General features: G+C 65.7%; 30 protein-coding genes, 1 tRNA gene and 1 pseudogene. 18 read left to right on the forward strand and 14 right to left on the reverse strand.

Annotation, left to right across the window (positions count from 1 at the left end):
* The 7 genes and pseudogenes from VGP60_RS41105 to VGP60_RS41135 form a co-directional block, all read left to right on the forward strand.
* Positions 1-1,097, forward strand: a pseudogene (locus VGP60_RS41105) (hypothetical protein); the annotation flags it as partial.
* A complete protein-coding gene (locus VGP60_RS41110; protein ID WP_327553655.1) occupies positions 1,094-1,837 on the forward strand; it encodes a hypothetical protein in 744 nt (247 codons plus the stop codon). The pseudogene VGP60_RS41105 and the gene VGP60_RS41110, both read left to right, overlap by 4 nt.
* Positions 1,838-2,213: 376 nt before the next feature.
* A tRNA-Ala gene (locus VGP60_RS41115) sits at positions 2,214-2,293 on the forward strand.
* Positions 2,294-2,414: 121 nt separating this feature from the next.
* The gene (locus VGP60_RS41120) at positions 2,415-3,353 is read left to right on the forward strand and encodes an RNA polymerase sigma-70 factor (protein ID WP_327553656.1); all 939 of its coding nucleotides are present in this window, start codon (positions 2,415-2,417) and stop codon (positions 3,351-3,353) included.
* 38 nt (positions 3,354-3,391) lie between these two features.
* On the forward strand, positions 3,392-4,165 hold the full coding sequence (locus VGP60_RS41125) for an SDR family oxidoreductase (RefSeq protein ID WP_327553657.1): 774 nt from the start codon (positions 3,392-3,394) through the stop codon (positions 4,163-4,165).
* Complete coding sequence (locus tag VGP60_RS41130; protein ID WP_327553658.1) at positions 4,165-4,581, forward strand: hypothetical protein; 417 nt, start codon at positions 4,165-4,167, stop codon at positions 4,579-4,581. The genes VGP60_RS41125 and VGP60_RS41130 overlap by 1 nt, the downstream gene beginning before the upstream one ends.
* A gap of 186 nt (positions 4,582-4,767) precedes the next feature.
* Positions 4,768-5,292 carry a hypothetical protein gene (locus VGP60_RS41135; RefSeq protein WP_327553659.1) on the forward strand — a complete coding sequence of 175 codons (525 nt, stop codon included), beginning with the start codon at positions 4,768-4,770 and terminating at the stop codon, positions 5,290-5,292.
* A gap of 28 nt (positions 5,293-5,320) precedes the next feature.
* On the opposite strand, the gene VGP60_RS41140 is transcribed toward VGP60_RS41135, so the two are convergent.
* The 4 genes from VGP60_RS41140 to VGP60_RS41155 all read right to left on the reverse strand — a co-directional run bounded on the left by VGP60_RS41140 (position 5,321) and on the right by VGP60_RS41155 (position 8,571).
* Positions 5,321-6,706: an alpha/beta fold hydrolase gene (locus tag VGP60_RS41140; protein WP_327553660.1), complete on the reverse strand. Its 1,386-nt coding sequence runs from the start codon at positions 6,704-6,706 to the stop codon at positions 5,321-5,323.
* A 67-nt stretch (positions 6,707-6,773) separates the two neighbouring features.
* A complete protein-coding gene (locus VGP60_RS41145; protein ID WP_327553661.1) occupies positions 6,774-7,415 on the reverse strand; it encodes a pyridoxal 5'-phosphate synthase in 642 nt (213 codons plus the stop codon).
* 1 nt (position 7,416) lies between these two features.
* Positions 7,417-8,064, reverse strand: a complete 648-nt coding sequence (locus VGP60_RS41150; protein ID WP_327553662.1) for a hypothetical protein — start codon at positions 8,062-8,064, stop codon at positions 7,417-7,419.
* Between the two features lie 66 nt (positions 8,065-8,130).
* Complete coding sequence (locus VGP60_RS41155; protein WP_327553663.1) at positions 8,131-8,571, reverse strand: DoxX family protein; 441 nt, start codon at positions 8,569-8,571, stop codon at positions 8,131-8,133.
* Between the two features lie 155 nt (positions 8,572-8,726).
* Here VGP60_RS41155 and VGP60_RS41160 point away from each other — a divergent pair, with 155 nt between their 5' ends.
* Together VGP60_RS41160 and VGP60_RS41165 are read left to right on the forward strand one after the other, a co-directional pair.
* Positions 8,727-9,272 (forward strand): DUF2020 domain-containing protein, encoded by a 546-nt coding sequence (locus VGP60_RS41160; RefSeq protein WP_327553664.1) that lies wholly within the window; start codon positions 8,727-8,729, stop codon positions 9,270-9,272.
* A 171-nt stretch (positions 9,273-9,443) separates the two neighbouring features.
* Complete coding sequence (locus tag VGP60_RS41165) at positions 9,444-9,896, forward strand: DUF6918 family protein (RefSeq protein ID WP_327553665.1); 453 nt, start codon at positions 9,444-9,446, stop codon at positions 9,894-9,896.
* A 118-nt stretch (positions 9,897-10,014) separates the two neighbouring features.
* Here the strand turns inward: VGP60_RS41165 and VGP60_RS41170 are convergent, their stop codons facing one another.
* On the reverse strand, positions 10,015-10,719 hold the full coding sequence (locus tag VGP60_RS41170) for a hypothetical protein (RefSeq protein ID WP_327553666.1): 705 nt from the start codon (positions 10,717-10,719) through the stop codon (positions 10,015-10,017).
* Between the two features lie 89 nt (positions 10,720-10,808).
* On the opposite strand from VGP60_RS41170, the gene VGP60_RS41175 reads away from it, so the two are divergent.
* On the forward strand, positions 10,809-11,363 hold the full coding sequence (locus VGP60_RS41175) for a peptidylprolyl isomerase (RefSeq protein WP_327553667.1): 555 nt from the start codon (positions 10,809-10,811) through the stop codon (positions 11,361-11,363).
* Positions 11,364-11,443: 80 nt separating this feature from the next.
* Positions 11,444-12,409, forward strand: a complete 966-nt coding sequence (locus VGP60_RS41180; protein WP_327553668.1) for a rhomboid family intramembrane serine protease — start codon at positions 11,444-11,446, stop codon at positions 12,407-12,409.
* 2 nt (positions 12,410-12,411) lie between these two features.
* Here the strand turns inward: VGP60_RS41180 and VGP60_RS41185 are convergent, their stop codons facing one another.
* Both VGP60_RS41185 and crgA read right to left on the reverse strand, forming a co-directional pair.
* On the reverse strand, positions 12,412-12,762 hold the full coding sequence (locus tag VGP60_RS41185) for a PH domain-containing protein (protein WP_327553669.1): 351 nt from the start codon (positions 12,760-12,762) through the stop codon (positions 12,412-12,414).
* A 131-nt stretch (positions 12,763-12,893) separates the two neighbouring features.
* Complete coding sequence (crgA, locus tag VGP60_RS41190; RefSeq protein WP_327553670.1) at positions 12,894-13,160, reverse strand: cell division protein CrgA; 267 nt, start codon at positions 13,158-13,160, stop codon at positions 12,894-12,896.
* Positions 13,161-13,403: 243 nt separating this feature from the next.
* On the opposite strand from crgA, the gene VGP60_RS41195 reads away from it, so the two are divergent.
* Genes VGP60_RS41195 through VGP60_RS41205 form a run of 3 tightly spaced genes read left to right on the forward strand, consistent with a single transcriptional unit; the run spans position 13,404 to position 15,384 of the window.
* On the forward strand, positions 13,404-14,231 hold the full coding sequence (locus VGP60_RS41195) for a class E sortase (RefSeq protein ID WP_327553683.1): 828 nt from the start codon (positions 13,404-13,406) through the stop codon (positions 14,229-14,231).
* Positions 14,231-14,386: a hypothetical protein gene (locus tag VGP60_RS41200; RefSeq protein WP_327553671.1), complete on the forward strand. Its 156-nt coding sequence runs from the start codon at positions 14,231-14,233 to the stop codon at positions 14,384-14,386. The genes VGP60_RS41195 and VGP60_RS41200 overlap by 1 nt, the downstream gene beginning before the upstream one ends.
* Entirely contained in the window at positions 14,386-15,384 is a 999-nt protein-coding gene (locus tag VGP60_RS41205) for an LLM class flavin-dependent oxidoreductase (RefSeq protein ID WP_327553672.1), read from the forward strand. The genes VGP60_RS41200 and VGP60_RS41205 overlap by 1 nt, the downstream gene beginning before the upstream one ends.
* Here VGP60_RS41205 and VGP60_RS41210 read toward each other — a convergent pair.
* From VGP60_RS41210 to VGP60_RS41220, 3 genes are all read right to left on the reverse strand, one after another.
* Positions 15,371-15,763, reverse strand: a complete 393-nt coding sequence (locus tag VGP60_RS41210) for an SCO5389 family protein (protein ID WP_327553673.1) — start codon at positions 15,761-15,763, stop codon at positions 15,371-15,373. The two genes, VGP60_RS41205 and VGP60_RS41210, sit on opposite strands and share 14 nt — an antisense overlap.
* 126 nt (positions 15,764-15,889) lie before the next feature.
* Positions 15,890-16,618 (reverse strand): ABC transporter permease, encoded by a 729-nt coding sequence (locus tag VGP60_RS41215; RefSeq protein WP_327553674.1) that lies wholly within the window; start codon positions 16,616-16,618, stop codon positions 15,890-15,892.
* A 12-nt stretch (positions 16,619-16,630) separates the two neighbouring features.
* The gene (locus tag VGP60_RS41220) at positions 16,631-17,341 is read right to left on the reverse strand and encodes an ABC transporter ATP-binding protein (protein ID WP_327553675.1); all 711 of its coding nucleotides are present in this window, start codon (positions 17,339-17,341) and stop codon (positions 16,631-16,633) included.
* A 132-nt stretch (positions 17,342-17,473) separates the two neighbouring features.
* Here VGP60_RS41220 and VGP60_RS41225 point away from each other — a divergent pair, with 132 nt between their 5' ends.
* Both VGP60_RS41225 and VGP60_RS41230 read left to right on the forward strand, forming a co-directional pair.
* A complete protein-coding gene (locus VGP60_RS41225; protein WP_327553676.1) occupies positions 17,474-19,345 on the forward strand; it encodes a sensor histidine kinase in 1,872 nt (623 codons plus the stop codon).
* A complete protein-coding gene (locus VGP60_RS41230) occupies positions 19,285-19,938 on the forward strand; it encodes a response regulator transcription factor (RefSeq protein WP_327553677.1) in 654 nt (217 codons plus the stop codon). The genes VGP60_RS41225 and VGP60_RS41230 overlap by 61 nt, the downstream gene beginning before the upstream one ends.
* A gap of 116 nt (positions 19,939-20,054) precedes the next feature.
* On the opposite strand, the gene VGP60_RS41235 is transcribed toward VGP60_RS41230, so the two are convergent.
* From VGP60_RS41235 to VGP60_RS41245, 3 genes are all read right to left on the reverse strand, one after another.
* Entirely contained in the window at positions 20,055-20,234 is a 180-nt protein-coding gene (locus tag VGP60_RS41235; protein ID WP_327553678.1) for a DUF397 domain-containing protein, read from the reverse strand.
* The gene (locus tag VGP60_RS41240; RefSeq protein WP_327553679.1) at positions 20,206-21,096 is read right to left on the reverse strand and encodes a helix-turn-helix transcriptional regulator; all 891 of its coding nucleotides are present in this window, start codon (positions 21,094-21,096) and stop codon (positions 20,206-20,208) included. The genes VGP60_RS41235 and VGP60_RS41240 overlap by 29 nt, the downstream gene beginning before the upstream one ends.
* A gap of 89 nt (positions 21,097-21,185) precedes the next feature.
* Complete coding sequence (locus tag VGP60_RS41245) at positions 21,186-22,505, reverse strand: FAD-dependent oxidoreductase (protein WP_327553684.1); 1,320 nt, start codon at positions 22,503-22,505, stop codon at positions 21,186-21,188.
* Between the two features lie 110 nt (positions 22,506-22,615).
* Between VGP60_RS41245 and VGP60_RS41250 the strand changes: the two genes are divergently transcribed.
* Together VGP60_RS41250 and VGP60_RS41255 are read left to right on the forward strand one after the other, a co-directional pair.
* The gene (locus VGP60_RS41250) at positions 22,616-23,257 is read left to right on the forward strand and encodes an aminodeoxychorismate/anthranilate synthase component II (protein WP_327553680.1); all 642 of its coding nucleotides are present in this window, start codon (positions 22,616-22,618) and stop codon (positions 23,255-23,257) included.
* Between the two features lie 166 nt (positions 23,258-23,423).
* Complete coding sequence (locus VGP60_RS41255) at positions 23,424-23,774, forward strand: effector-associated constant component EACC1 (RefSeq protein WP_327553681.1); 351 nt, start codon at positions 23,424-23,426, stop codon at positions 23,772-23,774.
* A gap of 61 nt (positions 23,775-23,835) precedes the next feature.
* On the opposite strand, the gene pknB is transcribed toward VGP60_RS41255, so the two are convergent.
* Positions 23,836-25,596 (reverse strand): Stk1 family PASTA domain-containing Ser/Thr kinase (pknB, locus tag VGP60_RS41260; RefSeq protein WP_327553682.1); only part of this gene is annotated, 1,761 nt, incomplete at its 5' end.

Raw genomic sequence — 25,596 nt, forward strand, 5'->3', positions numbered from 1 at the left:
GGCAGGGGCCAGCCAGCCAAGCGTTCCAAGACTCGATCAGCAATGTCGATGTGGTCGCCGACCAGATGGCCGACTGGGCTTCCCGCACCGAGCGGGGTTTGCGGGACTTCGCGTCCTCGCTGGATGCTGTGGTCGCTCGAATGCAGGAAGCGATCGGCAAAGCCATGGCGGGCAGGTTAAACGTTCAGGGGCCGTTCATCGTCGAGCCCGACCCGGTGGCGATGCCGCAACCGGGTACGCCGGTTGAGGTGTGCACCGCTGACAACCTGAACCAGGTGGTTGGCACCTACAGCGGGGATATCAAGGCATACAACGCTCTAGTTGCCGACTACAACACCAAGATCGCGGTCTACAACGAGTGCAAGGCCATTGTGGACGCTGCCCGCACGACTGAGGGCAATGCGCACCAGGCGCTCCAGCAGTCCGTGGTGCCACCGGATGGACCGGGAGTGTCGATCGACGGCTACAAACTCGGCACCACGACGATCGCTCGCGTCAACGGCTACATCAGTTCGTTCGAGAACCCGCGTATGGAAGCCCTCCTCAAGGCTGGCCGAGCGGAGGGTAGCGCCTTGTTCTTCGAGAACTGGGCCAACGGTACCCAGCTCACCATGACTGCGTCGGACAAGGCGCTCCTCCAATGGGCGGCCGACGAATCACGTGCCAATAAAGTTGCCTATCAGACAAGAGCGCAGCAGTTCGGGCAGTACGTCGAGAGGGTGCCTGAGCCGATCCGGAGCCTGATCTCCGCATACCCCGGCAAAAAGTCTGTTCACATGCTGCCCGCTGAAGCGAGTGTCGGCCTCCAAACTGGGCAAAAGGTTCTGAAAGGTATGCCGTATGTTGGCAGCTTGATCACGGCGGGCTCTGAGGTGTGGAGCGCGTCCAAGGGCGAGCAATCGTGGGGCAAGGCTGCCGCCGATACAAGCGGGTTGATCGCGGGTGGTGCGCTCGGCGCGGCGGGTGCCAGTGCACTGGCCGGGGCGGTATACGGTGCGCCGCTGGGGCCTGTGGGATCGTTCGTGGTGGGCACGGTCGGTGGGATCGCCGGGGCCATCGGCGGACAAGCTGTCGCCGACTGGCTGGTGCCGAAGTGAGCGAGAGGCCGGAGCATATGACGCCCAAACCGTCGCTGGGCGATGAGCCAGGTCCGGAAAGCCTGCCGCCGCGTCCCGATTCTCAGCTTGGCGAACCGTTTCCGCCACACGGGTTGAGTTATTTCCGGGGTGAAGGCCGCGCACCCGAGAACGACCCGAACCGGGAAACCAGGCTCTCGCGCAAGCCTGAGCCGCCCCCCGGTCTAGGACCGGTGCTGGCTTGGCACCGAGAAAGTCCGCGGGGCAAGGCCGTCCTTGTGCTGACCGGCGTTGGGCTGATGCTCGCGATCGTGGCTGGGATCTCGCTGTTCAGCGGAGACGGGTTGGCCGCATTCGGATACTGGCAAATGTGGGTGTTCGTCGTCATCGGCACCATCCTCACTGCCGGTCCGTTCAGCTACCTGACCTATGCGGCCGGAGCCGACTGGTTCATGGTGGAGCGTGCCCGCTGGGGCGTGAAGAAACGATTGTGGGTCGATCTTTACGAGCTGAAGAAGATCGACGTCTCCTACGGCGGAACGACGTTCCATCTTTTCCTCTACGACAAGGATCTAGGCCTGAGCCGTAGCTTCGAGGAGTTGCAACGTGACCGTCGTATCTGGGATCTCGTCTACAACGGGATCCTGCACTCGGTCGCTAACGGCGCCCAGGTGAGCGTGCAGGCTATTGGAATCCTGAAACTCAACGAGACTCCAGCACTACGACTGCGGGACACCGCTCGCTCCTCCGGCGATGATTGAGCGCGGGCAAGGGGCGTTTTCCATGGTGTGGCGAGTGAGGGATTCGAACCCCCGAAGGTCGAGCCGTCTGATTTACAGCGAATCTAGGTCCCCACTAAGGCGGTGACGGCCGGGACGTATTCAGGCTGTCACACCTGTCACTCCGTCACTCTAGGGCTTCTGACCTGTGCAAACAGGAGTGACAAGGAAGAGGCGGATGTTGATGACCTGTACTTTCCACACTCTCTCTATGTCACTGGTGTAACTACGGCTGAACCAGGCCGCCGACTGGTTCAGCCGTAGTGTGCCCCGTCGTGCCCCTCTTGTGCCCGGGGGAGTGGTGATCGGCGGGGACTCACGGGGACGGCCGGATAGATCGGCAGGTAGAGGGTTGCCGGGAGTACTCGCAGGTCGGCCCGCAGGCGCGTGTCTGCCTTTGCAAGGCGGGGGTCAGGGGTTCGATTCCCCTCAGCTCCACAACGTGGTACATCCCGAACTCTCGGCTCGTTGGACAGGTGTCAGCGATAAAGGCACCTCGCCGCGGAGCGCGCGCGATGGTGATCAAGGTCGTCGGCGGTGTCGTGCGAGAATCACGGCCGTGAACCGCCCAGCGGAGGAGCCCGGATCCGCGCCGGTCTTGGAATTCGAGCAGCAGCGGCCACGGATGTTCGGCTTGGCGTACCGGATGCTTGGTTCGGCCGCGGACGCGGAGGATGTCGTTCAGGACGTTTTCCTGCGGTGGCACCGCACCGAACCCGGCTCGGTCAAGGAGCCGTCCGCGTGGCTGGTCAAGGTCACCACAAACCTGTGCCTGAACCGGCTCGGGTCGGCGCCGAGTCGTCGGGAACGCTATCTCGGACCGTGGCTGCCGGAGCCCGTGCTGACCTCCGACAGCGCGCTGGGGCCGATGGAGACGGTCGAGCAACGGGACACGGTATCGCTGGCCTTCCTGGTGCTCGCCGAACGGCTCGGCCCAGGGGAGCGGGCGGTTTTCGTGCTGCGTGAGGCGTTCGGCTACAGCCATCGCGAGGTGGCCGAGCTGGTCGGGCTTTCGGAGGCGAACTGCCGGCAGTTGCACAGCCGGGCACGGAAACGGCTGTCAGTCGCCCGGACGCCGGGGTCCGCGGGCGAAGCCGCCGAGAATCGGATGCTGGTCGAGCGGTTCATCGACGCCGCCCGTGGCGGTGACCTCGCCGGCCTGGAGCGGATGCTCGCCGAGGACGTCACCTCGGTCGCCGACGGTGGCGGCACGCTCGGTGTCGCCCGGTTGCCGGTGCGCGGCGCGGCGAAGGTCGCGCGGTATCTGGCGACCGTCACCAGCCGGTATGTCGAAGGTCTCACGGTGTCCATCTGCGAGGTGAACGGGACTCCGGCGGTACTTGGCTGGTTCGCATCCACGCTGCTCGGTGTCCTTGTGCCAGAAATCGCGGACGGCCGGATTACCGGCATCCGGATCGTCGCCAACCCGGACAAGCTCCGGTTCGTCGGCGCGCAACTGGCTGCGGTGTCACATTCCGAGGAGCCATTCGGTTCCTAGTGGTGCAAGGCGAGATTCCAGCCACCACGGAGCGAGATATGGCGAAACAGATTCTGGTCACCGGCGGCACCGGACGGCTCGGGCGCGCGCTGGTGCCGCGGCTGCTCGATACAGGCCATGACGTGCGGGTGCTGACCCGCAGGAAGCGCGAGCCGGCCGCTCATCGTTGGGTGGTGGGTGATCTGCGCACCCGCGGCGGGCTGACCGGCGCGGCCCTCGAAGCGGACGTGATCATCCACCTGGCGACCACCAACGGGCGAGGTGATGTGGCCGCAACCGACAACCTGATCGAGGCCGCGAAAGCGGCGGGCCACCCTCACCTGGTGTACCTGTCGATCGTCGGTATCGACAAAGTCGCGCTCGGCTACTACCGGGCGAAGCTGGCGTGCGAACGGCGAGTCGAGGACTCCGGGTTGCCGTGGACGATCTTGCGCGTGACCCAGTTCCACGACTTGATCGTCACCATGTGCGATGTCCAGCGCCTGCTGCCGGTGACGCTGATGCCGTCGAAGGTGCATTTCCAGCCGATCGACGTCACGGAGGTGGCCGACCAACTGGTCACGTTCGCGGCAGGACCGGCCGCGAACCGGGTGCCGGACATCGGCGGCCCGCAGGTGCGGGAGGCCGCCGAACTGGCCCGCAGCTACCTCCGGGCAATCGGGCGTCGTCGGCCGGTGTGGGCGGTTCCCTTGCCCGGCAAGGCGATCCGGGACTATCGCGCGGGCCATCACCTGACCCCGAATCGGGCGGCCGGGCGGATCACGTTCGACGACTTCCTGGCCGGAGACCGGGCACACGGACGGAGCCGGTGATGCGGCGGTGGCTTCGCGTCGGTCTGGGGTTTCTCGCCGCGACTCAGCTCGTCGTTGGCGTGTGGGCGTTGTTCCTCCCGGCGCGGTTCTTCGCGCTTGAGGTGGTCGGCATGGGCATGGCCTACAACGATCACCTGATGCGTGACTACGGTGCCATGACGCTTGCCAGCGCCGTGGTGCTCGGCGCCGCGACCATCCACATGGGACAGTGGATGACTCGGACCGCGCTCGTCATGTACGTGACCTGGACGGTCCCGCACTTCTTCGTACACCTGACCATGCTCGATCACCTCGCGCCGTCGACCGCCACACTGCTCATGGTCGCGCTCGGCGTCGCGATCGCCTTGCCAGCCGGTCTGCTCGCGCTCACCGAGCGGGAGCCCCGGACCCTTGATGATTCGAGCGCACGCAGGTGACCATTCCTCGCGGCCTATGATCACAAGCAGTGGTCGCAGGCCGGCTATTCCCGGTCCCCCGGTTGGACACGCCCGTGCAGAAAGGGCAATGTGGCGCAGACGAGGGATGTGCTTGGATGCCATCCTCGAGTCAGGAACGTATCCGTCCCGGAGGGGACGGACCGCCGGCTGGAAGGGGAAGGGCTGGTGGCGCCCCCGATCGGGCAGAAGCAGTGGACGTCCGTCTCGCATCGCATGCAATTCTGGGGACGGCCGTCATCGTTCGATACCGTCTCCTGGGGCTACGAGGGCCGGAACTACCTAGTCACGAGACCCGAGGACGGCAGCCCCGCGCGTCACTGGCCGGTTCGATGCCCGGTGTGCAGCACGCCACTGAACTACACCGTGCACAGCGTCGCCGCCACGCGTCGCAGGCGGTCGCACCGATGGATCGGCATGGTGGTCAGCTTCGCCATCGGCCTGGGCGGGTTCAGCATTCCCTTTATCATTTCCGGCGGCGACGTTCGCTTCATCATCATGTTCATCATCGTCGGCCTAGGGATCGGCGCCGGATTTCTCTTCCTCCAGTTCGCCGCTCACGATGCGGGTTTCGCTGGGCACGGCGCCAGCTGGCCGAGCGCCACCAAGCATAAGGTGATCCTCGCCGAGTCTGATTCCCGTCCGGGATCGCCTTCTGCGTTTGGTACGGGCCTCGACGTTCCACCCAGCTAAAGCCTGGCCGCAAATGATTGTCGCTCGACTATCGTGAGAGGAACTCGATGACGGCGTCGCGGCCCGCGTGGCCGAGTTCGCGGTTTTGGATCGAGTGCGCTTCGCCCTTCACCACAACGAGTTCCCCTTGCGGAGCCACCGAAGCTTCCTGCTGCGCCCACTCCAACGGCGTCGCCAAGTCGCGGTCGCCGCTCAGCAGCAATACCGGCACGTCCGGAAGCAGCCCAGCGGGATTCGAAGCGGGTCGTTGAGCGGGCCAAGGTTGGCAGGTTTTGAGCATGCCCTGGTTGACGGCGACCTCGGGGGTGAACGGCCAGGTGTCGGGCAGGCGAGCTTCGGCGAGTTTGAGCATCGGCAAACGGGACGGGAACGGGGTTGAGGCATCGCCCCAAGGGAAGCGCTGGTCGGCGCAGAGGGTCGCGGCGTGCAGGCCGGAGCTGAATTGCTTGACGTTGTCGCCGCCGGGCATGAAGTTCGTGAGGAGGCCGTCCAGTTTGGTCGGATCGCCGGCGCGGGCGACGCGTAGGGCGGTGATGAGATTGCGGTAGCGCGGGTCGATGTATTCGTAGCTGACGACCAGGTCGAACAGGCGGACACCGCCGGTGGTGTCTCGGTGCCGGACCAGCCACGCCAGGTCTTCTGCCGGGTCGGACTCGCAGCCAGGGCCGCAGGCGTCGCGCAGGACGCGCGCGGTGGCTCGTAAAGCGTTGAGATACAAGGAATCCGACGCGGTGGCGTGGTGTGGGAGTACGGAGTCGAGTACCAGTTTGCTGACGTTGCGTGGGTGGGAGACGGCGTAACGCGCGGCGGTGAGGGAGCCGTAGGAGACGCCGTCGACGGTCATTTTCTCGACGCCGAGGGCCTGCCGGAGCCGGTCGAGGTCGGTGACGGTTTCGTCGGTGCTGTAGAACGGCGCGCGGTTGCCCAACTGGGCTGCGCATTGGGTGACGGCGTCGGCGGCGGGGGCGGCGATGTCGGAGCTGCCGACTTGGGTTTGCAGGCCGGTGCAGTTGATCGCGCCGAATTCGCCGGTGCCGCGTTGGTCGAGCATCACGAAGCGGTAGTTGGCGGCGACTTCGGGCAGGCGTTGCTTGGCGAGCCGCGTGATGACCGGAACGCCTGCCTGGCCTGGGCCGCCGGTCAGGAACAGCAGTACGCCTCGGGGAGCGCCGGCGTTGTCGGCGGTGGCGATCCGGAGGTTCAGCGCTCCCGGGATCTGGCCGCCGTAGTCGAGCGGGACGGTCAACGTCGAGCAGGTGAAGCCCGGTTGGCCCGCGCACGGGTGCGGGTCGGCGAGGCGGGGCTCGGCGAAGTAGCCCGTGTCGGCGGGCGGGGTTGGGGCGGTGACGGTGGAACCGCCGGTGGCGGCGACCGCGGCGAGGACTACGGCGAGCGTGAGCACCTGGGGGCGCATGCACGATTGTGCGCATACCGAATGCTTCGCCGGGTACCTCTGACCGGTGAAAAGGTCACAACGTTACCTACGGCCAGAGCTGTTCTCGCACCCAGTCTTCGCTGTCCCCGCGGCGATAGCGCAGGCGCACGTGCCGACGGTCGTGACTGGCTTGCCAGAATTCGACCGACTCCGGAGCGATGAGGTAGCGCGTCCAGGCTTCCGCGACCACGTCCGGGTCTTCCGCCACCCGACGCGCGGCTTCCTCGGCGGCGCGCAGCAGGTCGTCGGGGTGCCGGAGGATCTCCGACTGGTGCCCTATCAGTGCTTCGGTGCGTGAAGCCGGTGGGCGGTCACGGAAATCGGCGGCCGACACCTCCGCCGACGTCGTCGACACCGGGCCGCGCAGCCGGACCTGACGGCCGCGGCCCGGCCAGAAAAACGTGAGTGCCGCGCGGGGATCTTTGGCCAGTTGGACGCCTTTGGGGCTTTCGGCGCTGCTCGCGACGTACCAACCGGCGTGGTCGACGTCCTTCAGGATCACGACTCTGGCGTCCGGCGCGCCTTCACTATCCACAGTGGACAGCGTGACGGCGTGCGGTGCCAGGACGTGCTCGCCGGCTTCGTCGAGCCAGTTGAGGAAAAGTTGTTGGGGCGTCCGCGGCGCTTCGAGTGGATCGAACACCGGCAGCTCTTCTGGGAACGATGGCCAGCCGCGCAGGATGGCCATGTCATTGTCCGTAGGGCTGGTGCGGCGGATAGCCCGGCGGCTGCTGGTGGCCCGGCGGATATTGTTGCGGCGCTTGCCATCCCGGCGGTGGCTGCGGCGGCATCGGTGCCTGCTGTATGGGCGGAACCTGCCCCTGCTGTGCCTGCCATTGCAGCTGTGCGTAGACCTCGGCGGGCTGCGGGAAGCAAAACTGCAGTTTCGCGTTGATCATGCCGTGCATCGCCGCGCCCCAGAGCTTCTTGCCGACAAAGGCGTACATCTGCCCGGCCGTGGTGTCGACGGCGACCATCCTGGTCTCGCCGCCGAACTGGTTGCCGGTCTTCGCCGACGCCACCTGCGCCGCGTCCGGGTACACGCGGGGGCTGACCAGCCCGGCGATCACCACCGACGCCGCCGTCAAGCCGACGGTGCCCATGACGTTCGCGCGGGCATGCTGCGTGGCTCGGCCGGTGAAGTCGTGCAGGGCAGCCGCGCTGACTTCGGGGACCGCGGCGGCGATCACGCAGTAGTTCATCGTCGACAACATCACGGACTCGGTGAACAGCCCGACGACGGCGGTCGCCGGACCGATCTGCACCGAATTCAGCCGGCCGCCACTGCGCTGGATGCGCTCGGCGACCGCACCGAGGTACTGCTCCGGGGTGAGCACGCGTGGGCCTCCTCGACGACGACATCGCTGTCGGCCATCGTCCCACGCGCCCCCGTCACGGTGGGGTCAGCTCGCGGTTTCCATCTGGGCGGTCGAAGGCGTGGCGGGGCCGTCGGCCGTGGAACGCTGGAACACCGACGAAAGCGCCCAGCTGCCGGCGCCGAGGATAGCGATCAACAGGAAGCCGAAGGCGAAGATGGCCGAGATCTCCCCGCCGTTCTCGATCGGCAGCAGCGCGTCCGGCTGGTGTACGGAGAAGTACGCGTAGGCCATCGAGCCGGAGCACAGCAGCGCGGCGATCCGGGTGCCGATGCCGAGCATGACGGCGGCGCCGCCGACGAGCTGGATCATCGACGCCCACCAGCTCGGCCAGACACCGAACGTGACCGGTCCCTTCGCGCCGAAGATGCCGAAAAGGAGTTTCGCGCCGTGACAGCAGAACAGGAACCCGAGGACGATGCGGTACACGGCTAGCGCGTGTTCGCGGCCTTGGTCGACGAGCTTCATGGGACGCTCCCAATGGGTCGGGGTGGGGGAGCGCCCAGACTAGGAGTGGCGAACATCACACCGCGACACTTTGTGTGATTGATCCGATACTTGGTGAATTTTGAACCACCGACCTGGTCCGTTAGAGACCGCGCCTCTGGCAGATTGGCCGTGTTATGCGACGCAGCGTCATTTTCGTTCCGATTCTGGGCCTGCTGCTGGCCGCTTGTACCCAAACGGCCGCGCCTTCCGCACCGCCTGTTGCGACGTCGTTAAGTGCCTCAGGACTTAGTCCTTCCGTGTCGGTTCCGGTCGTTCCGCCCGCGCCCGAGCCGACGGGTGGGGGCCCTTGTCCCTACCTGACCAGCGATTTCGTCGCGCAGGCGAACGGGCAGCGGGTTTCAAAGGTCCAGACCTCTGTCGACCAGCCACATCCGTCGTGCTTCTTCTACTCCTTGAATGCGAGCCTTCAACTGACCGTTCGCGTGTACGTCGGCGACCCCGCGGTGGCGAAGGCTCTGGTTGATCAAGTAGCGCCCGTCGACACTTCGAACCCGGCCACGGAGCCGGCCGGGTGGCGCGGCGGCTACGAAAAAATCGACACCGGCGCGCTCTACGCGGTCTCGAAAGACGGCGCGGCTGTGGTCGTCACGACCAATCAGGAGCAGAGCGTAAAAGCGCGGACGGTGGCCAAGCAGGCTATCGCCGGGCTGAAGCTGTAAGTAGTTGACTCCACACGTAAGAGTGAAGTTGATCTTGTACTACCCTATGCGCACGCGCAGACGTCGAGGACTAGCGCACCGCCCGTGTCCGTTACGCCTAGTGAATCACTTACGGTGTGCCGGAGCGGCGAAACAAATCGTGCACTTTCGATCGGTTAAGGACAGATATTCGTGGCTGACACCCTCAAGGAAATCCTGCTTGACTCCAGCAGGCGTCCGGCCGTCGTGACCGACCTCCAGGTTCTGGTCGACGATGAGGTCTCGGACAAGGGCGGCGTTTCCGGTGCCGTCGTGAAGACCGGCTTCGCAGCGGTCAAGAAGATCAAGCCGGGCATCATCCCCGCGGCCGTGGACACCCTGCTCGACGAGTTCGCTGTCGCGCTTGAGCCGTTCTACGGTGACTACAGGACCTCTGGTGGCAACGACTTCGGTGCCTACCTGACCGGCCGTTCGGACGAGGCATCCGACGCGCTGCTCGGGGTTACCGACGCTCGCGCGGAGAAGAGCAGCCGCGACAGCATCAAGAAGGTCTACGGCAAGCTTCGCCCGAACGGCAAGAAGAACGTCGAAGAGGCGCTTCCCCGGCTCGGCCAGCTGATCGACAAGCACGCCGCAGCCGTCTGAGCTGTTTGATCTTTATTGCTACACAACAAAAGCAGGGCCCGGGATTCGCCTCCCGGGCCCTGCTTTCGTTAGTTTTCAATACTGCGACGCAGAGCGTCTCCCTGTGAGGGTGGGGGAATTAGTTCTTCTTCTCCGAGCTGGTCGTCGTCGACGCCTGCTGGCCGTTGCGCTGCACGGGCGGCTTCGCCGGCGCGCCGGGCTTCGGCTTCGTTTCGGTCTTGGCCGGGGCGGGCTTCGCGGCCGGAGGGGCCGGCTTGGCCGGGGGCGCCGGCTTCGGCGGGGTGGCCCGCGGCGGTGCCGGTGCGACGGGCGGCTCCTGCTTCGCCCGCAACATGTACGCGGTGCCCGCGGCGACCGCGCCCAGGCCGAGCAGCCACGGCCAGCGACGACGCTTGCGCGTGCCCTTGGCCGTCGACTTCGCCTCGATCAGAGCCGCGCGGAAGTCCTTCTTGGCGCTCTTGAAGTCCTTCTTGCCACGACGCTTCGACTTGCCTGACGCCTTGGCGGCCTTGATCGCGGCCTTCTTGGCCTTGCGACCCGGCTTGCGCAGGTCAGCCACGCGAGCGAGCGCTTCCTTGCGCGCTGCCGCGGAGCTGCGCTTGAGCTCACCACGGGACTGCTTCGTCTTGCGGGCAAGTTTCTTGCGCGCACGACGACCGGTCTTGACGACCTCGCCCCTGCTTTCGGAGAACTTGTGTTCAGCCGCCTCGACGGCTTCAGCGGCCGCTTCGGCACCCGCCTTACCAGCCTCAACGGCTCGTTTACGCAGGTCAAGCAAGCCGGTCTTGACCGACTCACTAGCCGTATCCGCTGCCCGAGTCATGGTCTTCACCTCATCATTCGTTTTGATTTTGCTCTGTTGCTTGTAACCTATCGTGCCCCTTTCCGGGGGATCCTGCCGCAGATGGCACGATGAGTCTTGTGACTGATAGCAATGAATCCCTCGTTGGTGGGGCGTTGAAGGCCACGCTGCACACCAACCAAGGTGACATCCACCTGAATCTCTTCCCCGACCATGCCCCCAAGACCGTGGCGAACTTCGTCGGTCTCGCCGAGGGCACCAAGGAATACACCCAGGCCAATGCCTCGGGTTCGAAGGCCGGACCGTTCTATGACGGCTCGATCTTCCACCGGGTCATCGAAGGCTTCATGCTCCAGGGTGGGGACCCGACCGGCACCGGCCGCGGCGGCCCCGGCTACAAGTTCGGCGACGAGTTCCACCCGGAGCTGCAGTTCAACAAGCCGTACCTGCTGGCGATGGCGAACGCCGGGCCCGGCACGAACGGCTCGCAGTTCTTCATCACCGTCGCGCCGACGACCCACCTCAACTTCAAGCACACGATCTTCGGCGAGGTGGCCGACCAGGAGTCGCGCAACGTCGTCGACGCGATCGGCCGCACCGCCACCGGTCAGGCCGACCGGCCGCTGTCCGACATCGTGATCGAGAAGGTCAGCGTCTCGCGCTGATCTTTTTCACATCACAGGTGACGCATACGGCGTCACTCGTGAAGGCTGATTCGGGCGTTTTTGGGTAGGTTGGTTTTATCGTGAACCAGCCTCCCCAACCCCAGCCCCCTCAGCAGTCCGCCCTGCCCGGCTGCTGGTGGCATCCGAGCCGGCAGACCGGTTTGAGCTGCTCCCGCTGTGGCCGCCCGGCCTGTCCGGATTGCCTGCGTGAAGCGGCCGTCGGCTTCCAATGCATCGACTGCGTCCAGAGCGGCCAGCGGCAGCAACGCACTCAGCGCAAGCAGTACGACGCCGCCGGCCTGACCTCGCGCACGATCGTCGGCGCCCGGTTCTCCGAGCGCGCCATCGTGACGCCGGTGCTCATCGCCCTCAACGTGCTCGTGTACCTGATCACCGCGGTGCAGGCGCAGAGCCCGATGAACAACGACGCCTCCCAGCTGTTCACCGACGGCGTGATGTTCTCCCCGTCGGTCGCCTTCAACGGCGAGTGGTGGCGGCTGATCACGTCCGGCTTCCTGCACTACGGCTTGATCCACATCGCGGTGAACATGCTTTCGCTGTGGATGCTCGGCAAGGACCTGGAGCTGCTGCTCGGCAAGCTGAGGTTCACCATCGTCTACTTCATGTCGCTGATCGGCGGCTCGGTCGCGGTTTACCTCTTCGCCGACCCAGGCGTCGGGACGGCAGGCGCGTCCGGGGCGATCTATGGCCTGCTCGGCGCGATCCTGATCGCGATCCTGCGGCTGAAAATGAACCCGACGCAGGTCATCGGCGTGATCGCGCTGAACCTGATCATCACCATCTCGATCCCGGGCATCTCGCTGTTCGGTCACCTGGGCGGCTTTGTCATCGGGGCGATCACGATGGTGGGGCTGGTGTTCGCGCCACTGAAGAAGCGAGCCGCGTGGCAGGCGGGCGCATTGGTGCTGGTGACGGTCGCCATGATCGCGATGTTCTTCTACCGGGACAACCAGCTCAGCAGCCAGACCTGCACGCTGGTGCGCAACCAGGTGGTCTGCGTCGACGGCCCCGGCCAGTCGACCTAGCTTTAGCTGCGCGCGCGTAGGGCGCTGAGGACGTCCAGGACGTCTCGCGGGTCTTCGCCGAGCTCCAGCCACCCGAGTACGACGAGGTGGTCGTCACCGTCGATTTCCAGGGTGACGCCGTCGCGGCCGAGCCGCCGGGTGGTGCGCAGGCGCACGCGTGCCTGCGCCCAGTCGAGCTTGACCGTGCCCGACATCGTGCGCGTGCTGATGCCGTGGAAGTCGGCCGTGAGGCGCGGCCGCACCAGGGTTCCGTGGGCCGCGAACGCGCCACAGGCGATCGCGGCCAGGCCGAACAGAACGGCGCCCATGGGCTCGGCGTCGGAGAGCGCGCTGAAGAGAGCGCCCGCCGCCATCAAGGCCGCAACGGCCCATCCGGAGACAAGAAGCGCAGGTCGGGGCGCCCAGCTTGTCGAGGAGTTATCCACAGGACCTATCCACAGTGGGGATGAGTCACATCGGTGTAATTCGCTGTCGGAGCGACGTGCTAGCGCCACCGCATCGTCATGAGAAGACCGGTGATGATCAGCGCGAACCCAATGGCGAAGTTGAAGTTGCCGAGGCTGATCAGGAACCCGATCTTGTCGCCCGCGATGTAGTTGACCACCAGCCACACCAAGCCGAGCAGCATGAGGCCGAACATCACGATCTTGTAGAACAAGGGTGACGGGCCTGCTGCCCTGACCTTCACCGGCGTGCGGCGGTCGGTCGGCGGGGTATACGCCGTTTTCTTACGGACCTTGGACTTCGGCATCTGAATCCTCGCGTGCTGGTGGCTCGGCTGGCAACGATGTTCCCGCTTTCGGGTGCGCAACCAGCGCCTCGTGCACACGTTAACGTAATCGAGGCCGGCTGAGCACCAGGGATGAGCGGTCCTTTCGTCCTAGTTATGACATCGATGTGACTCAGGGCACACGTTTGATACCTGAAAGGAGCTTGTGTGGCCACGCACGAGTCCGGTGACAGAGAGTTCGAAGGCCCTGGCGCCACTGCGACCATCGCCGAACCGCTGCAGGGTTCCGGCGCGGCGGCCGTGACCGTCCGCACGATCGGCGAACTCCTGATCACCGCGGGTCTGGTGGTGCTGCTCTTCGTGGTTTACGAGCTCTACGTGACCGATCTCTTCTCGGCCGAAAAGCAGGCGGAGGCCAGCACCGTCCTTGACCAGCAGTGGGAGAAGGACAGGCAACTCCACCCCGAGCTGATCGACGGCGCCGCGTTCGCGCGCCTCTACATCCCGTCGTTCGGCGCCGACTACCACTTCACCATCCAGGAAGGCGTCGGCGAGAAGTCGCTCGAGGTCGGGCCCGGGCACTACAAGGGCACCGCGCTGCCGGGCGAACCGGGCAACTTCGGTGTCGCCGGCCACCGCGTCGGCAAGGGCGCGCCGTTCAACGACCTCGACCAGCTGAGTTCGTGCAACGCGATCGTCGTCGAGACGCAGACGGCGTTCTTCCTCTACCGCGTGCTGCCGCATGAAGAAGAGGTCAAGGACTGGGCGACGGGCAAGGGTGCCGAGCCACAGTGCAAGGGCGTCTCGACGCTGCGCGACCCGAACGTCCCCGGCGGCGGCGCGTACGGCGACACCGTCGGCCGCAAGGTCGTCCTGCCGACGCGCGGCGACGCCGTTTCGCCGGTGCCGTACCGAGCCGTCGACGTCCTGCCGGTCGCTTCGCGGGCTTCGCTGCTGACGCTCACCACCTGCCATCCGCAGTTCTCCGCGCGCGAGCGGTTGATCATCCACTCGGTCCTCGTCAAGCAGTGGCAGAAGACGCCCGGCTCGGGCTACCAGGACGTGCTGAAGGAGATCGGGGACAACATCTGATGTATGCCTGGATTTGGCGGATCCTGCCCGGCCCGACAGCCGCGAAGGCCGTGACAGCGCTGATTCTCGTCGCCGGTGTCGTCGCGTTGCTGATGTTCGTCGTGTTCCCGTGGGTCGAGCCGATGCTGCCGTTCAACGAAGTCGCCGTTCAGTAGTGCGGTTCGGGGTTTTCCTCCTGACCGGGCGGTTTCCTGGTCAGGAGGACGCGGCCGCGCTGCGGCGGTCCGTCGAGGCTGTCGAGGTCGCCGAGCGGGCCGGGTTCGACGACGCGTGGTTCGCCGAGCACCACTTCATGCCGTACGGCGTGTGCCCGTCGGCCGTCACGCTCGCCGCGCACGCGCTGGGCCGCACGCGGTCGATCGGGATCGGCACCGCGGTGAGCGTGCTGTCCACGGCGCATCCGGTGGCGCTGGCGGAGCAGTGGGCGATGCTCGACGCCGTCGCGGACGGGCGGTTCCGGCTGGGTGTCGGACGCGGCGGCGCTTGGCAGGATCTCGAAGTGTTCGGCACCGGGCTCGATCGCTACGAGCGCGGATTCGAGGAGAGCCTGGATCTGTTGCTGCGTGCGATGCGCGGCGGCGATGTCCAGGCGAGTGGCGAGCATTTCGCGTTCCGTGAGGTGCCGATGGTGCCTCGGCTGGAGTCTCGGGACCGGCCGCCGGTGGTTGTCGCTTGCGGCGACGCGAAGTCTGACGCGGTGCGGCTCGCGGCCGCGCGTGGACTGCCGATGTTGCTGGGGATGCACGCCGATGACGACTCGAAGCGCGCGGCTGTCGAGAAGTACGGCGATTCCGACGCCGGCCATGTGTCGACGGTGTTGTGTCAGGTCGCGGACGATCGGGAAACCGCCGTCCGGCAGGTGCGTGAGACGCTGCCCGCGTGGCTGAAGGCCGGTTTCGACGCGCATGTGACCGTCGACGGGCGGTCAGGCCCGACGCGCGATCCGGTGGCGTACACCGAAATGCTGTGCGACATCCACCCGGTCGGCAGCCCGGAGTACTGCGTGGAGGTACTGGCCCGCAGCATGCGGCGCACCGGCGTCTCCCACGTGATCATGATGGTGGAAGCCACCGGTGCGCCGGAAAGCACACTGGCCAATATCGAACGGATCGGCGCAGAGGTGTTGCCCGTGCTGCGCGCTAGCAGTCCCTGAGTTCCGGGCTCTGGTTGAGCAGCTGGCCGCGGACCGAGATGAACTCGCGGTACCGCTTACTGTCCACTTGCGACGGTGCGAACGCGCCGACCCGGTGGCAGTTCTGGAAAGCCAGCTTGACGCCGAAGTGCCGTTCGAGACCACCGCGGATCGAGTCCGACGCCAGCGCGCGAAGCAGTTGGCCGCGCTCGGCTTCGGTGGGCGGCGGGGTCTCGTGGTCGGCGAAGCCGTCCGGCGCACCTTCGAGGTCGGCGATCACCGTGGTGATCACTTCCCAGGCGTACGGAAGGGAATCCCGGACGCAGGCGACGAACTCGGCGTCGTCCACCTCGCCGCGCGCGGCCTTTTCGAGCAATGCGGGCGAAACATCGAGAGACATCGAACCTCCGTGGTCGACCTGATGGTGCGGACCGCCTGGCGGGCGGCCGCTCTATTACCTGGCTACCCGCCCGCGGACCCGGCCACAAGAGAAAACGATCATCATCACCAGTTTGGCGGAAGACGCTTACTCCCAGCGGAACGTTCGTGCGGCCAATGCGCCGATTCCTACGGTGAACAGGGCTAACACCGCCAGCTGCAGTGGCTGCGGACCGGCTCCGGTCCAGGCATCCTGCAAAGCCTGAACGCCCGGTGGAGTGAACTTGCCGATCTGCTGGACGACGTCGGGCAGGAACTGGCGCGGGAGGTAAACGCCGCCGAAGAACATGATCGGGAGGTACGCGATCATCGCCAGCCCACCGGCGCTCCGGCTGGTGCGGGCGAGCGCGGCCGTCAGCAGTCCGAGCCCGAACACCGAGCCGGTGCCGAGAACGAAGGCGAGCAGGAATCCCAACGGATCTCGCGGGCCGGGGATGTCGAACACCGCCGCGCCGATCACGAGGAGCAGGCCGGTGCCGACGACCGCGATGGCGAGGTTGATCGCCAACTGCGCGATGAGGATGTTCGCCGGGCTCACCGGTGTGGTGGCGAGACGTCTGAGGACGCCCTTTTCCCGGTATGAAGCCAGATAGACGGGAATCGCCTGCAGGCCGAGCAGCGTGATCGACATGACGATCAGCGAAGGCGCCCAAGCGTCGATGAACCGCGCGCCGCCTTCGTATGGCTTGTCCATCCCCGGAATCATGCCGACGGCGAGCAGGAGCGCGGCCGGGAACAGGACGCCGAGGAGCATCCAGGCCGGGGTGCGGAGGTAGAGCTTCAGTTCGGTCGTGGTGATTTTCGCGAGCGCGTTCATGGTGTTTCCCTTTCAGTTCCGGCCGGTGAGCGTGACGAAGGCATCGTCCAAAGTGGACTCGTTCGCGCGGGTCTTCAGGCCCGCGGGTGTGTCGAGGGCCAGCACGCGGCCGGCGTCGATGACGGCGATCCGGTCGCAGAGGCGCTCGGCCTCGTCCATGAAGTGGGTGACGAGGATGACCGTCACGCCGTTGTCCCGGATGCCTTCGATCAACTTCCAGGTGTCGCGGCGGGCATGTGGGTCGAGGCCGGTGGTGAGCTCGTCGAGCACGGCGATTTCGGGATTCCCGATGAGCGCCAGTGCGATCGAGACGCGCTGTTTCTGGCCGCCGGAGAGGTCCTTGAAGTACGAGTGGCGCTTGTCGGTGAGGCCGAGCCGAGTCAGGAGTTTCGCGGGATCGGCCGGGTCGCGGTAGAACGACGCGTACAGGTCGAGTGCTTCGCTGACGCGGAGTTTCTCGGGCAACTCACTCGCCTGGAGTTGCGCGCCGAGCTTTTCGCGCAGTGCCCGGCGATCCTTGTGCGGGTCGAGGCCGAGCACCGAGACCGAGCCGGAATCGTGGCGGCGCAGTCCCTGCAGGCACTCGACGGTCGTGGTCTTCCCGGCGCCGTTCGTGCCGAGGATGCCGAAGATCTCGCCACGTTCCACGTGGAACGAAACGTCTTCGACGGCGATCTTGTCCGGGTAGCTCTTGCGGAGGTTTTTGACTTCGACGATGGGCATACGAAAAAGCTAGGACGCGGCGGACGTCGTCAGAATCCGTCTGAAACCCCAGTCGGGGTGGGGCTAGACCCACCCCAGCCGTGGGCCTCGGCCTACTGCGCTCACCGGCCGCGATGAGCCAGACTTCAGGACGTGACCAAGTACTGGCAGTCGATCAGGCGGGCCTTCGCGCTGCTCGGACTGGCGCTCGCCGGGGTATTCGACCTGGCAGTCGTCTTTGTGTCGTTCTGCCTGCTGTGCTTGGGCTTGTTCTTCTTTTTCGCACCAGCCGTCCTCTACGCACGACGTCGAGCCGTCACCGCACGGGAGCTCGCCGGGCGATGGTGCGGAATCGACATCCCGGCGCCGTACCGCCCCGAACCGCCGGAGCCCGAGCGCGAACCCGATGGTTGGTATCGGCGGGAGAACAGCCTCTACAAGACCCCGCGTTGGCCCAAGATCTTCTTCAAACTCGACTGGATCGGCGATGATCCGGCGACCGGTCGCGACCTGGGCTGGCTGATCCTGAACCCGCTGGTCAGTGTGTTTCTCCCGGTGGTGACCGGGTTGACCGGCCCGCTCGCGTTGCGCTGGTACGGGCGATGGACCTCGTGGCTGCTCAGGAAGGCGCCTGAGCGTCCGCCGAGCACCCGATCCGGGGTGCGGCGGTGGCTGCACGAGCACTTCGAGGCGTTTTGGCACCAGCTCGCGCTGCTCGGCCTGGCGGTCACCCAGCTGGTGATGCTGGCGCCGCAGTTCGTCGTTTTCCTTGGCCCCTGGCCGCTTTTCCCGACGATGACGCAATCCTCCAGAGCGGTCGCCGACACGTTCCGGCGGGTGTCGACGGAGTGGATCGGCGTGCGCATCGACCGGCCGTACCTCCCACCACCGCCGTTCCCGGTGCGGCGCGCGGACGGGATGTACCAGTTCGGCCAGCAGCTGAGCGAGGACCCGTGGTGGCCGGCGCGGATGTCGCGGTTCAAATCGATGATCCAGGACCGCGCGACCTGGCGGGATGTGGCGTCGGCTGTGCTGAATCCGCTGGTGTCGGCGTTGCTGTGCCTGCCGGTGTTCGCGCTCGTCGGCTACGGCTTCATCGCGCTGCAGACGCTGTGGCTCTGGCGGCCGATCAGCCAGATCTGGGGCAGCGGTGACACCGTCAAGATCACCATGTTCAGCCTGCTAGGACTACCGGAGATCACCACGAACGGCCAGGCGCTGCTCGCGACGCCGATCGCCTTGGCGCTCATCTTCGTCCCGGTGGTTTTCTCGCCATGGCTCGTGAAACTGCAGGCACGCTTCGGGCGGCTGTTCCTCGGTTCGACGGAGGCCTCGCGACTGGCTCAGCGCGTCAGCAGGTTGGAGCGGACCCGCACCGACACGACCGACGCCCAAGCCGAGGAGCTGCGACGCATCGAGCGCGACCTGCACGACGGCGTCCAGTCCAGGCTCGTGGCCATGGGCATGAAACTCGGTGCCGTCGAAGCGCTCATCGACCGGGATCCGGCTGAGGCGAAGAGACTGACGGCCGAGCTGCGGCAGTCGTCGTCGACAGCGTTGACGGAGCTGCGTGAACTCGTCCGTGGTATCCAGCCGCCGGTCCTTTCCGAACGCGGGCTCGTCGACGCGGTGCGTGCGGTCGCGCTGGACAGCCCGCTGAAAGCCGACGTGGTGGTGGATTTCGACGGCCGAGTCGAGCCTCCGGTGGAATCCTGCGTCTACTTCGCAGTGTGCGAACTACTGACCAATGCCGTGAAACATGGCGAAGCGCGCGAGGTGACGATCGAACTCGGCCATGACGGCGGTGCCCTGCGGGTCACGGTGACCGATGACGGTCTCGGCGGCGCGAACCCGGCCCGTGGCAGCGGTTTGCGCGGAATCGAGCGTCGACTAGGGGCATTCGACGGTAAGTTGACGCTGGTCAGTCCACCCGGTGGCGCCACGACCGCGACGATGGAGATTCCTTGCCAGCTCGACTCAGGACCGTCCTCGCCGAAGACCAGTACCTCCTCCGCGACGGACTGACGCATCTGCTGGCAGCACACGGTTTCGACGTGGTCGCCGCGGTGGGTTCAGGCCCGGAATTGCACAAGGCGCTGCTGGAACACCGGCCGGACGTGTCCGTGGTCGACGTCCGGATGCCGCCGACGAACACCGACGAAGGCCTCCAAGTCGCGCTGGCCGTGCGCCGCGAAATTCCGGGTCTTCCGATTCTCGTGCTGTCACAACACGTCGAACAGCTCTATGCGCGCGAACTGCTCGCCGACGGCACCGGCGCGATCGGATACCTGCTGAAGGACCGCGTCTTCAACGCCGACCAGTTCATCGACGCGGTCCACCGGGTCGCCGGCGGCGGCACGGTGATGGACCCCGAGGTGATCGCGAAACTCCTCGCCGGAAACGCCACGGATCCGTTGTCTGCCTTGACTCCCCGGGAACGCGAAGTCCTCGGCCTGATGGCTGAAGGCTGCTCCAACGCGGCGATCGCCGCGCGGCTCTTCGTCAGCGAAGGCGCTGTCGGGAAGCACACCGCGAGCATCTTCTCGAAACTCCAACTCGGCCCCTCCGACGACACCAACCGCCGCGTCCTGGCCGTCCTCGCCTACTTGGGGAGCTGATCTGGCACCTTTTGGGGCGAGTGGGGCTGGTGGGGCGATTCGGCGGTGGGGAGGGCGGGAGCGTGGGAGCTTTACTATCGCCAGGCGGCAGTAAAGCTCCCTTGATACCCCTTTTGTTAGTCCGAACGGGTGACGTGGGTGAGGAAGGTGCGCCAGGGGAGGGTGGCGAAGGTGAGGGAGCCGGAGGCGCGGTCTTTGGTGTCTCGGACTTGGACGTCTGCGGGTACTGGTGACACTTCGACGCAGCCACCTTCGTCGCCGCTGTAGCTACTCTTTCGCCAGGTGCTCGCTGTCATGGTGGTCCTCTCGGTCCGCGTACAGCTCTGTCGTCAAAGCGACAATCAACTCCTTCGAGTCTGCCTCGCTGAGTGCGGTGTCCGCTAGCGCCGCCAGAATGACTTCGTAGGTGGCGACCTGGTCCAAGTTTTCAAGAAATACTGCCGAGCCCACGCTCTCCAGGTAGATCACCGGAGAGAAGGCGGCGAACTCCATAACGGTGAACGAGCCTGTGATTCCAGGATGTGAGCCGATACGGTTCGGGACGATCCGCAGCTCCAGCTTGGGCCGCACAGTCATCCGCAGTAGGTGGTAGAGCTGCTCGGCCATCACCTCTGAGCCGCCGACTGGGAGCCGCAACACGGATTCATGGATGAAGAACGTGAATTCTGGTCGCGGATATCGGTCAAAAATATTTTGACGCGAAATTCGTGCGGCTATTCGTGGTTCTACTTGATGGTCCGTGACGACCGGACTTCTGTTGAATAGAGCGCGGGCATAGCCCTCGGTTTGGAGCAGGCCTGGCATCACGCCGACGTGGAAGTCACGGAGACCGGTGGCCTTGTTTTCGTGGTCCACCAGGGTTTTCAGCTGGTTGGACTGGTGTGAATCGTATTGTTGTAGCCAGCCTTGGGTTCCTAGCTCGCGACAGAGCTTAACCAGCCTCTCGCGCTCTTCGAGCTCAACCTTGCAAGCGACGAGCACGCTCATCACATCCAGCTCGCTACCGCCGCGTTTTCCGCTCAGCAGATGGGAAACCCGGGGATGTGACCAGTCGAGCCGGCGTGCGAGTTCCCGCACGCCCATGCCTGCCTTCTTCATCGCGGCGCGAAGTTCGTCGCCGAGTTCTCGGCCGCGAACGGTGGGTTGGCGATCTTCCATCGCACGAAAATAACCCCGCGAATCCGAATCGTTCCTCGGAAACGCGGGGTTGTCCCCCGAAAAGGCTCACCGGTTTCCCTGGGAAACCATTATTCGCGCGAGACGCGGACCATTTCTTCGCGCTCGACGACCTTGATGCGCTCGCGGCCGTGCGGTTCGCCGAGGGAGCGCTCGTAGGCGTCGAGTTTGGCCCAGCCATCCCAGGTCGTGAAGGGGACGCCGCCTTCGGTGAGGAAGTCGAGGATCGCGTCCGGCGATGCGTGCGCGGGCTGGACGAGATTATCGGCGTCGGCGAGGAGGCTCGCGATCGTCTCGGCGGCGTCGCCCTTGGTGTGGCCGATGAGGCCGATCGGGCCGCGCTTGATCCAGCCGGTGACGTAGACGCCGGGCAGCTGGTTCTCGTCGATGTCGAGCACGCGGCCGGCCTGGTTGGGAACCGTGCCCGACTGGTGATCGAACGGGACCTCGGCCAGGTGCGAGGACAGGTAACCGACAGCGCGGTACACGGCCTGGACGTCCCAGTCGTGGAATTCGCCGGTGCCGCGGACGTTTCCGTCGCCGGTCAGTTCGGTGCGTTCGGTGCGGAGGCCGGTGACCTTGCCGTCTTCCCCGACGACCTCGGTCGGCGAGTGGAAGAAGTGCAGGTGCAGGCGCTTCGGCCGGGTGCCCTGGTCGCGGATCGCCCATTCCTGCAGCGTCTTCACGACCATGTCGACCTGCTTCGACGCGCGAAGCGTGGCGATGCTGCCTTCGTCGAACTCGATGTCCTCGGGGTCGACGATCACCTCGACGTTCGGCGAGTGGTCGAGCTCCCGCAGTTCGAGCGGGGTGAACTTGGCCTGCGCCGGGCCGCGGCGGCCGAAGACGTGGACGTCGGTGACCGGGCTGGCCTTGAGGCCTTCGTAGACGTTGGCGGGGATGTCCGTGGTGAGCAGTTCGTCGGCGGTCTTCGCGAGGATCCGGGCGACGTCGAGGGCGACGTTGCCGACACCGAGCACGGCCACGCTCGTCGCTGTCAGCGGCCAGGTGCGCGGGACGTCCGGGTGGCCGTCGTACCAGGAGACGAAGTCGGCGGCGCCGTGGGAGCCGTCCAGTTCGACGCCCGGGATGGCGAGCGGGCGGTCCGTGGACGCGCCGGTCGAAAAGATCACCGCGTCGTAGAACTCGCGGAGGTCGTCGAGCTTGATGTCGGTGCCGTAGTCGATGTTGCCGAGCAGGCGGATGCCCGGCTTGTCGAGCACCTTGTGCAGGGCGGTGACGATGCCCTTGATCCGCGGGTGGTCAGGCGCCACGCCGTAGCGGATCAGGCCGAACGGCGCCGGCATGCGCTCGAAGATGTCGATGCTTACGTCAGCGTCGGACTTGTCCAGGATATCGGCGGCGTAAATGCCGGCGGGCCCTGCGCCCACGATGGCTACGCGAAGGGAACGGGTCACTCTGCAACGGTAAGTTAGGTCGACCTAACTTTCACTGTGATCTGCCGTACGGTCCAGCATGTAAGACCCGCTAGGCTGGGCCTATGCGCGTGCTCGTCGTCGACAACTATGACAGTTTTGTCTACAACCTGGTCCAGTATCTGGCCCAGCTCGGTGCCGACTGCACGGTCTGGCGCAACGACGCCGTCGACCTCGACAGGATCCCCGAGTTCGACGGCGTACTCGTCTCGCCCGGGCCGGGTACGCCCGAACGCGCTGGTCAGAGCATCGATGTTGTCAAGAAGTGTGCCGAGTCGGGTGTACCGATGTTCGGGGTCTGCCTCGGACATCAGGCATTGGGAGTGGCTTTCGGTGCCACCGTCGGTCGCGCGCACGAGCTTCTGCACGGCAAGACCAGCAAGGTGATCCACGCCGGTGCGGGGGTGCTCGCAGGGCTGCCCGACGAGTTCACCGCCACCCGATATCACTCCTTGACTGTGCTGCCCGACACGATCTCCGATGTGTTCGAGATCACCGGCCGCACCGAATCCGGCGTCGTGATGGGTATGCGGCACCGTGAGCTGCCGCTCGAGGGCGTGCAGTTCCACCCGGAATCCGTGCTCACCCAGGGTGGCCACCGGCTGCTGGCGAACTGGATGGCCGGTGCGGGGCACCCGGTCGCCGAAGAAATCGTCACCGAGCTGGAGAACGACACCAAGACACTACAAAAGGCCGCCGTAGTCTAAATATTGCTTCTAATGGTCTAGTTGTTTTGGGGCCTAGCTGCAATTTGCACTACGCAATTACCTGTTTGGCCTCTTTTGGTCGATAGGATGCCGAGGTACCCTCGCCCATTCGTCACTCTCCGAAGTCATGCATAGAGCTTCGGTCCGCGCCGCAAGGGGAAAATCTGTGACCTCCGGAATCGTTGCCATCAGTGTCGCCGGGGCGGGCGATGAGCTTCGGCAACTCGCGGCCTGGCTCCGCGACGAGGATGAACTGCGTGGCCGTGTCCGGCTGGCGGAAGTCTCGCCGCGAGCGGGGATAGACGACTCCGTGGTGGTGGCCGTGACCAGCGGCTCCGCCGCGACGTTCTGCACCTCGCTGTTCGCCTGGCTCGGCGGCCGGGAAGAAGCCGAAAAGGTTTCGCTGCGCATCAAACGGTCCGGCAACACCGACGAGCTCGAACTCGACTGCGGTACGGCCGCCGACGCGCAGGATGTGCTCACCGCCGTCCAGAACTTCCTCGACGCCGACAGCTGAACCGGTCGACTGAGGGCCCTCTGGAATCCAGAGGGCCCTCAGTCGTTCGTGTGCTCAGTGGCTACGGGAAACCGATACCGCCCGAAGTCTTGGTCGTCGTCGTCGGATTGTTGCCGTCGACGACGGTGAGCGTCACCGTCTGGTTCTTCGTGATCTTGGAACCTGCCGCGGGATCGGTCTTACTGACCTTGCCCGCGTCCCTGCTGCTGCCCGAACTGTCCGGCTTGGTGTTGACCTGGCCAGACCAGCCGAGGCTCTGCAGCTTCTGGAGCGCCTGGTCCTGGGTCATGCCGACCAGGTCCGGCATGTCGAACGGCACCTTGGAGCCGTCGGAAACGGTGACCACGATCTTCGTGCCCACCGGCACCGCGGCGCCATTCGGCGTCTGCGAGATGACCTGGTTCTTCGGCAGCTCAGAAGGCGTTGGCTTCTGTTGGACCGTGAAGCCCTGACCCTCGAGCCCGGCCTTGCACACGTCGTACTGCTGACCGGTGCAGTCGTTGGGCGTCTTGGTCTGAGGCGTGCCGACGATCGTGATCTTGACTGACTTGCCCGCCTCGAGCTGGCTGTTCGCCGCGGGGTTCTGCTTGGTGACAGTGCCGTACAAGTTGGAGTCGGTACTGGTACTGGGAGCCTCTTGGCCGATCAACGGATCCAGTTTCAACCCGACCTCGGCCAGTTTCGCCGTGGCGGCCGCCTGGTCGAGACCGGTGAGGTCCGGGACCGTGACCTTGGTCGGCGCCGCCCCGAAGGTCAGCGTGAGCTTGGTCGCCGTCGAAACGTTCTGGCCGACGCCAGGCTCGATCGCGATGACCTTGCCGATGTCGTTCTCGGTGCAGGTGGGCTGGCCGGGTATCGGGTCGCCACCGCAGACAACCAGCTTGTCCGGGTCGGTGAAGTTGTTGAAACCGAGACCGCGGAGTTGCTCCTTGGCGACGGCCTCGGTCTTGCCCAGGATCGACGGGATGGTCGCCGTCTGGTCCGCCTGGTTGAACGCACCCGAGAGCAACAGGATCAGCAGCACCGCGAGGACACCGAAGCCGGCCAGTGCGGCACCGATCAGCGTGCGGCGCTTCCGCTTGGCGCGGGCGTCTTCCTCCGGGTCACTGTCCGCGAACTCCTCGTAGCGCTGCGGGACGCGGCGGTCGGAGTCCATGACCTGCGTACGCAGATCCTCCGACATCACCATCGGCGCCGACGGGCGCTGGCCGGACAAGGTGCGCACCAGGTCGGAACGCATTTCGGCGGACGACTGGTAGCGGTTCGCCGGGCCCTTCGCGAGTGCCTTCAGCACCACCGCGTCCAGCTCCGGCGACACCGCCGGGTTCACCGACGACGGCGGGTTCGGGTCTTCCCGGACATGCTGGTACGCCACCGCGACCGGCGAGTCACCGGTGAACGGGGGTTCCCCGGTGACGAGTTCGTAGAGCACACAACCGGCCGCGTAGACGTCGCTCCGGGCGTCGACCTGCTCGCCGCGTGCCTGCTCCGGGGAGAGGTACTGGGCTGTCCCGATGACCGCGGCGGTCTGCGTCATCGCGGACTGGCCGTCGTGCATGGCCCGCGCGATACCGAAGTCCATCACCTTGACCGCGCCGTTTTTCGTGATCATCACGTTGGCGGGCTTGACGTCACGGTGGACGATGCCGTGACGGTGGGAGAAGTCCAGCGCCGCGCAGACGTCCGCCATGACCTCCATGGCGCGCTTCTGCGACATCGGGCCTTCGGTCTTGACGATGTCGCGCAGCGTCCGGCCTTCGACGAACTCCATCACGATGTACGGCAGCGCGCCCTGTTCCGTCGACGCTTCACCGGTGTCGTA

The organism is Amycolatopsis sp., from assembly GCF_036008905.1.
GTDB lineage: Bacteria > Actinomycetota > Actinomycetes > Mycobacteriales > Pseudonocardiaceae > Amycolatopsis.

Excerpts from the sequence above, each read along its gene's own strand:
- VGP60_RS41185 (WP_327553669.1), bottom strand. The coding sequence starts at position 12,762 with ATGGCGGCGGGCGCTCTCTTCAGCGCGCTCTCCGACGCCGAGCCCATG.
- VGP60_RS41240 (WP_327553679.1), bottom strand. The coding sequence starts at position 21,096 with ATGGAAGATCGCCAACCCACCGTTCGCGGCCGAGAACTCGGCGACGAA.
- VGP60_RS41215 (WP_327553674.1), bottom strand. The coding sequence starts at position 16,618 with ATGAACGCGCTCGCGAAAATCACCACGACCGAACTGAAGCTCTACCTC.
- VGP60_RS41130 (WP_327553658.1), top strand. The coding sequence starts at position 4,165 with ATGCGGCGGTGGCTTCGCGTCGGTCTGGGGTTTCTCGCCGCGACTCAG.
- VGP60_RS41160 (WP_327553664.1), top strand. The coding sequence starts at position 8,727 with ATGCGACGCAGCGTCATTTTCGTTCCGATTCTGGGCCTGCTGCTGGCC.
- VGP60_RS41200 (WP_327553671.1), top strand. The coding sequence starts at position 14,231 with ATGTATGCCTGGATTTGGCGGATCCTGCCCGGCCCGACAGCCGCGAAG.
- VGP60_RS41155 (WP_327553663.1), bottom strand. The coding sequence starts at position 8,571 with ATGAAGCTCGTCGACCAAGGCCGCGAACACGCGCTAGCCGTGTACCGC.
- crgA (WP_327553670.1), bottom strand. The coding sequence starts at position 13,160 with ATGCCGAAGTCCAAGGTCCGTAAGAAAACGGCGTATACCCCGCCGACC.
- VGP60_RS41220 (WP_327553675.1), bottom strand. The coding sequence starts at position 17,341 with ATGCCCATCGTCGAAGTCAAAAACCTCCGCAAGAGCTACCCGGACAAG.
- VGP60_RS41175 (WP_327553667.1), top strand. The coding sequence starts at position 10,809 with ATGAGTCTTGTGACTGATAGCAATGAATCCCTCGTTGGTGGGGCGTTG.
- VGP60_RS41140 (WP_327553660.1), bottom strand. The coding sequence starts at position 6,706 with ATGCGCCCCCAGGTGCTCACGCTCGCCGTAGTCCTCGCCGCGGTCGCC.
- VGP60_RS41250 (WP_327553680.1), top strand. The coding sequence starts at position 22,616 with ATGCGCGTGCTCGTCGTCGACAACTATGACAGTTTTGTCTACAACCTG.
- VGP60_RS41125 (WP_327553657.1), top strand. The coding sequence starts at position 3,392 with ATGGCGAAACAGATTCTGGTCACCGGCGGCACCGGACGGCTCGGGCGC.
- VGP60_RS41235 (WP_327553678.1), bottom strand. The coding sequence starts at position 20,234 with ATGACAGCGAGCACCTGGCGAAAGAGTAGCTACAGCGGCGACGAAGGT.
- VGP60_RS41170 (WP_327553666.1), bottom strand. The coding sequence starts at position 10,719 with ATGACTCGGGCAGCGGATACGGCTAGTGAGTCGGTCAAGACCGGCTTG.
- VGP60_RS41210 (WP_327553673.1), bottom strand. The coding sequence starts at position 15,763 with ATGTCTCTCGATGTTTCGCCCGCATTGCTCGAAAAGGCCGCGCGCGGC.
- VGP60_RS41145 (WP_327553661.1), bottom strand. The coding sequence starts at position 7,415 with ATGGCCATCCTGCGCGGCTGGCCATCGTTCCCAGAAGAGCTGCCGGTG.